Origin of the sequence: Stieleria sp. (genome assembly GCF_041595215.1) — a bacterium.
In the GTDB taxonomy this organism is placed as follows: Bacteria; Planctomycetota; Planctomycetia; order Pirellulales; family Pirellulaceae; genus Stieleria; species Stieleria magnilauensis.
Genome location: NZ_JBFHKV010000519.1, coordinates 1 through 5800, shown reverse-complemented (window position 1 = coordinate 5800; position 5800 = coordinate 1). Strand labels below are relative to the sequence as shown.

Sequence of the window (5800 nt, the reverse complement as noted above, 5' to 3'; positions counted from 1 at the left end):
GGCGACGACGCGTGTATTGTTGTTGGTGGACAGTTCCAGATCGGAAATCGGTTTCCAGAGCTCGTCATCCTTAACCCCTGCGCGGGCGAGTTGCCACTCGTACAACCACAGCTGGTCGGCCTGTTCGTCCAACTGAAACGCTTCGTCGAATTGATCGTGATCCACGGGAACGGCCAGCGTCGGCAGATCGTTGCCCAGATCACTGTCGGCGGTGTTGTTGAAGAACGCCAGAAATTGATAGTACTCCTTGTGCTCGATCGGATCGTAAGGATGCGAGTGGCACTGGACGCAACCGAACGAGACGCCTTGCCAAGCTTGCCACGTCGTGTTGACGCGGTCCATCACCGCTTCGGTGCGAAACGTCTCGTCATCCGTTCCGCCTTCTTCATTGGTTTGCGTCGTGCGGTGGCACGCGGTCGCAAGCAGGTCGTCGAGCGTGCGATCGGGCAACAGATCACCGGCCAGTTGCCGGACCGTGAATTGGTCATACGGCATGTCCTCGTTGAACGCGCGGATCACCCAGTCGCGGAATTGCCAGATGGTGCGGCGACCATCCAGCCCCAGACCTCGTGAATCGGCATAGCGGATGACGTCCAGCCAAACACTTGCCCAACGTTCGCCGAACGCGGGCGAGGCCAGCAGATCGTCGGCGGCAACCCGGTATGCGTCTTCGCCGTTGCGGCGGACGTCTGCTAGAAAGGCGTCGACTTGTGCGGGCGTCGGTGGCAAACCCGTCAAATCCAACGACGCTCTGCGCAACCATTCTTCCGGCTCAGCATCCACCTGGGGCATAAGCCCTTGCTGCTTGATCTTGTCCAGCACAAACGGATCGATGCGTGTCCGCGACCATGGATCGGATTCAAGCGAACGGGTCTCGGCGCGTTGTGGCTGGGTGAACGCCCAGTGTTTTCCCCATTGGCCGCCACCATCGATCCAACGCTTCAGAATGTCGATCTCCGCGGCGTTGAGTGAGCGACCGTGATCGCTCGGCGGCATGTGCTCCTCCTCGTCGGCCGGGAGCAACACCCGTTCCATCAAATAGGAGTCTTCGGAGCTGCCTGGATCGATCACCGCCAGCACGCTGTCGGCATAGACGAAACTCAGCCCTCCGGCTTGCTTGACGCCGCCATGACAGGCGACACAGTGCTGGTTGAAGATCGGCCGCACGTCACGATTAAAGTCCACCGGTGGCGAAATTGCGTTGTCTTCGGCGGGGGCATTCCCCCCCAGCACACAGCCAAACCAGAACCCGATGCCTGCAATCAATGTGAGAAAACGTATCACGTCGCTCCGCCAATAATGAACCTTCAACTAACCCATGAATCTCCTTCGCAGTCTAACCGAACTCTGGATTGGGATCTAACCGCTGGGGCGATTAGGCACGTCGATAGACCGTTTCCACGGCCTTGGCTTCCGAACCGTCCGGGAAGACGTTGTAAGCCGTAATCGTCAGCTCCTCCGGACCGCTTTTTTGATATCGCGTTTTCCAGCCCCAGCGGGGTGCATCCTTGGCGACGTCGTACTCGCCGACAACCTCAAAACCACTCTCATTCGCCTCGCCCTGAGAGAACATGATCGCATCGCTCATGTGAAAACTGTCGATCCAGGCAACTTGGAATTGCTCCGTCACACCGTTTTGCGAGATCAACTCTTCGCCGCGGCGCGGTTTTCCTTGCATCGCCCCTTCGTAGGTGTGTCTGGCGAACGAACCTCCCAGGATCAACTGAAACTCCCCTCGGACCGCGGACTCGTCGGCCAATTCATCGGGCTCGAACCAGGTCCGACAGGTGCCCCCCCACTTGCCGGAAAGCCACTCAAAGAACGCTGCTTTACTGACGTCGGTTTTACTGATGTCGCTCATGGTTTCACCCGATCAGGTCGCCGATCACGGTCCCGTCGCGATTGACTTGAACGGGACGACCGTCGGCAGTGTTTAATTCCAAATCACCATCGATACCGATCAAATGATAGAGCGTGCGGACCAAGTCGGCGGGACTGATCGGTCGTTCAGCCGGCCGTTCGCCGTGCGCGTCACTTTTGCCGATCACTTGCCCGCCGACGATTCCGCCGCCGGCCAGGGCGACGCTGAAGGCACCGGGCCAGTGATCGCGTCCTCCCCGCGGGTTCAATTTGGGAGTCCGACCGAATTCTCCCATCAGAATCACGAGCGTGGAGTCGAGCAGCCCGCGCTCGGCAAGATCGCTCAGTAGCGCCGAATAAGCTTGATCCAGCTTCGGAATCTTACCCGCCGTCCCGCCGGTAAAGCCCTCTTTCAAACGCAAATAGATGTCTTCGTGCGTGTCCCACCCTCGGTCGGTCACGGTCACAAATTTCGCGCCTGCTTCGACCAGACGTCGGGCCATCAGGCATCCGTGTCCGATCAGGTGCCGCCCGTAGTGATTGCGATCACGTTGTGATTCTTGTTGCAAATCAAACGCCGCGCGTGCCTGGGACGATTGCACCAAGCGAAACGCCTGGTCGAACGCCGAATCCGATTGCCCCGACTCGGCCAGACGCGTTTCGGTCTGCCGGGTGAGTTCGTCGACGGCGTTTCGAAATTCGCGGCGACGCGTCAAACGATCGGGGGTCATACCGGCGGGCAACTCCAAATCTTGAACACGAAACTCCGGTCGGGAGGGGTCGCCTTGAACGATGAACGGCATCGTCGACTCGGGCAGGTAACCGCTGCCGATCATCCCATTGGGTTTCGCGATCGCGATGTTGGTGGGGATCGCCGTCTGGGCCTGAGAGAGGTGTTTTTGGACCGATGGAATGCTGGGATAGGTCAGCGCCCGATTCGGTTTGTATCCGGTCAGCAAATAATGACTGGCGAAATTGTGTTCGCCCAGCGGCGACGTCATCGATCGCACCAGCGCGACCTTGTCCATCAGCGCCGCGGTGCGAGGCAATTGTTCACAGACCTCGATGCCGTTGACGTTGGTCGGAATCGGCGCAAACGGACCGCGAATCTCCGCGGGTGCGTCGGGTTTCAAATCGAACAGGTCCAGATGACTCGGGCCGCCGTCGAGCCAGATCAGAATGCACGCCTGGGCTTTGGCCGAATCATCGATGTGTCGTGTGGCGTTTGATTCGGCGCGGGCCTGTTTCGCCATCAACCAGTCGCTGACACCGATCCCCAGCGCCGACAATCCGCCCACGTGCAGCAACTCGCGGCGGTGAACTCCATCACAGCGTCGATTGGGATGACGATTTCTCATTGGATTGGTCGCTTGTACGTCAGCTAGTGATTGGTCAAGAAAGTTTCACTGGTCAGCAAGCCCCAGAACACGTCGGCAAAGAACATCTGTCGCGCGGTCGGATCATGCCATTGCCCGTCGGATTCGGTTGCCAATTCCAATTGCGTTGTCCAATACCGACGTTCCGATGCGTTGGGCGGACGGGACAAGGTTTGTTTGTACAGCCGCTCCATCAGTGTGAAGTCGTCCGGGTACAGCTGCAACCATTTCGTCAATCGTCCCTGCGGATCATCCAGACGCCGGTTCAACAAGTCGCCATTGAGAAAATGCAGGACCTTGGCGAGCGAACCGGCACTCAGGTTCGGCGTTTCACAAGCCGCTTCGCGGTCACAGCGACCGAGAATGTCCAGCGTTTCCGACGCCATTCGGTTGTCGGTCAGCCGGATCGCATCGCGTTGATCGTCTTCACCGTACACGATGTCGACACCGGTGGCGTCCGCGATCGCCCCGGCAACCACCTCGGCTTCCAATCCGCGAGCAATGAAGTGCGAATAATAGACCGAATCGGATTCATTTCCCGGACGTGTTTGTGACGTTCGTCCATAGGCGTCGCTGTTACAGATCAGACGAATGATCCGGCGGAAGCGAAACCCTTCAGCGGTGAACTCGCCTGCCAACGCGTCGAGCAATTCGGGATGGCTGGCGGGATTGGTCGCGCGGATGTCATCGACCGGATCGATCAAACCGCGTCCCATCAGTTGCGCCCAAATTCGATTGACCGCGGCTCGGGCGAAGTACGGATTGGAAGGGGCCGTGACCCAGCGGGCAAATTCCCCCCGACCGTCCTCGTCCGTCGACAGATCTCGTGTGCCGGGAATCCGCGCCATCGCGGGTTGCCCGGTCACCGGATGAGTGACTTCACCACGCGTCGAGGTGCTGACGACACGCCCGCGTTTGAGTTTGGCAAAGATCGCGGCCAGCCCGTGATAGTCATCTTGGGTCCAGTGGTCCAGCGGATGATCGTGGCAGTTGGCACAGCGCAGGCGAACCCCCATGAACACCCGTGTCGCCAACTCGGCCAGCCCATCGGGGCCATTGCCCGAACGCAAGAAGTTGACGCTACCCTCGACATAACCGTCCCCGTTGGCCGTCAACATCGCCAACGCCGATGCGTTCCACGGGCTGTCCTGACGAAACGAATCGGTCAACCAACCGTGGTACGCTTGACTGCCTTCGGGTTGCAGCGACTTGCTATCGATGCCCAACAGATTGGCCCACTTCAGCGCCCAGTACGCCGCAAATTGATCGGTGTTCAACAAGCGGTCGATCAACCGTTGCCGTTTGTCGTCGGATCGGTCTGCCACAAACGCATCCAGCTGGTCGACCGACGGCAGGTGTCCGGTCAGGTCCAGCCAGACCCGCCGCGCGAATTCATGATCGTCGGCCCGGGGTGACGCGGGAATCCGTAGCTGTCGCAGCTTCTGATCGATCCATCGGTCGACGACGGACTGCGGCTCGACGTCAGGCGACGACTCGACTTCCTTCGTTCCCAGCGGGATGCCCAAGCGAATCGCGTGAACCCGATCCAGATACCGCGCGATGACGACGTGCTCTCCGCGGCGATGAACCGTCAGACGGTTGGAATCGCGGTCGATGGAAACCGATTCGGAATCGTCCGACGTCAGCGTCGTGACATCCGTCACATCCTGCGTTGATCCATCATCGAACCGCGCGATGACTGACACGGTGACCGAGTCCTGCAGATTTTCCAGCAAGACGTTGCTGGGCGTCACTCGAACGTCCGCCAATCGTCTCCGCTGCAGACGTTTGCCGCGCTCGGCGATCCATTGTTCCAGCAGCGCGTAGGCGGGTGACGCATCGTCAAACCGTTCCCCTCCGCCATGCTCCATCGTTTCAGTCGCTTTGCGCAGCAACAGGCTCTGCTGCGGTTGGTACAAGTTGACGCGACGACCTTCCAATTCCTGCACGATGGCCAACTGGTCGTCGGCCGCTCGGGAACCGAACAGCGACAGCTTGAACCCGCCACGTCCGATCGCGGCACCGTGACAGGCCCCCGCGTTGCAACCGTACCGCGTCAGGATGGGAACGACTTGGGTATCAAAATCGATCGCTTCGTACGGTCTCTCGCCCCACGCCCACTGCGACGCACCGCCAGCGCAGAGAACAAACGCCATCATCGAAAACCGGAACATGCGTCGAACGGTGAAGACCAAAGAGATCGCCTCGGGAAAGCGGTTAAATTTCAGGTTTCAGGTTTCAGGTTTCAGATTCAAAAGCTAACAGCTAACAGCTAAAAGCTAAAAGCTAAAAGCTTCACCCCCGTGGACTTTCCACCACTGCTCATTCCCTGCTGGGATTCGGGCGTTTTCGCATGTTCATCGCTCGCCCGGGATAGGCAATTTTCTGGAGTTCTTCCGCGGTCGGCGGCGTCTTTCCGAGCGCTTTGGCGAACTCGCCGGCGATCTTCACGCCGTCGGTCATCGACGGTTGGATCAACGCGAAGTTTGCCAGCACCTTGTTGTCTTTGGCCACCAAGACGGTCAACTCGACGTTGCGATTGAGTCCATACGCGCCGGGCCCTT

General features: G+C 59.3%; 5 protein-coding genes. All 5 read right to left on the bottom strand.

Going from position 1 to position 5800, the window contains the following annotated elements:
- The coding region (locus tag ABX749_RS19180; RefSeq protein WP_372897380.1) for a DUF1549 domain-containing protein at positions 1–1284 on the bottom strand (1284 nt) is incomplete at its 3' end.
- Between the two features lie 91 nt (positions 1285–1375).
- Positions 1376–1861, bottom strand: coding sequence for a DUF1579 family protein (locus ABX749_RS19175; protein ID WP_372897379.1), 486 nt, complete (start codon positions 1859–1861; stop codon positions 1376–1378).
- A 4-nt stretch (positions 1862–1865) separates the two neighbouring features.
- Positions 1866–3218, bottom strand: a complete 1353-nt coding sequence (locus tag ABX749_RS19170; RefSeq protein WP_372897378.1) for a DUF1501 domain-containing protein — start codon at positions 3216–3218, stop codon at positions 1866–1868.
- A gap of 23 nt (positions 3219–3241) precedes the next feature.
- Positions 3242–5410: a DUF1549 domain-containing protein gene (locus ABX749_RS19165; RefSeq protein ID WP_372897377.1), complete on the bottom strand. Its 2169-nt coding sequence runs from the start codon at positions 5408–5410 to the stop codon at positions 3242–3244.
- 148 nt (positions 5411–5558) lie between these two features.
- Positions 5559–5800, bottom strand: a 242-nt coding sequence (locus ABX749_RS19160; protein ID WP_372897376.1) for a hypothetical protein, incomplete at its 5' end; no start/stop codon positions are given.

Excerpts from the sequence above, each read along its gene's own strand:
- ABX749_RS19175 (WP_372897379.1), bottom strand. The coding sequence starts at position 1,861 with ATGAGCGACATCAGTAAAACCGACGTCAGTAAAGCAGCGTTCTTTGAG.
- ABX749_RS19170 (WP_372897378.1), bottom strand. The coding sequence starts at position 3,218 with ATGAGAAATCGTCATCCCAATCGACGCTGTGATGGAGTTCACCGCCGC.
- ABX749_RS19165 (WP_372897377.1), bottom strand. The coding sequence starts at position 5,410 with ATGTTCCGGTTTTCGATGATGGCGTTTGTTCTCTGCGCTGGCGGTGCG.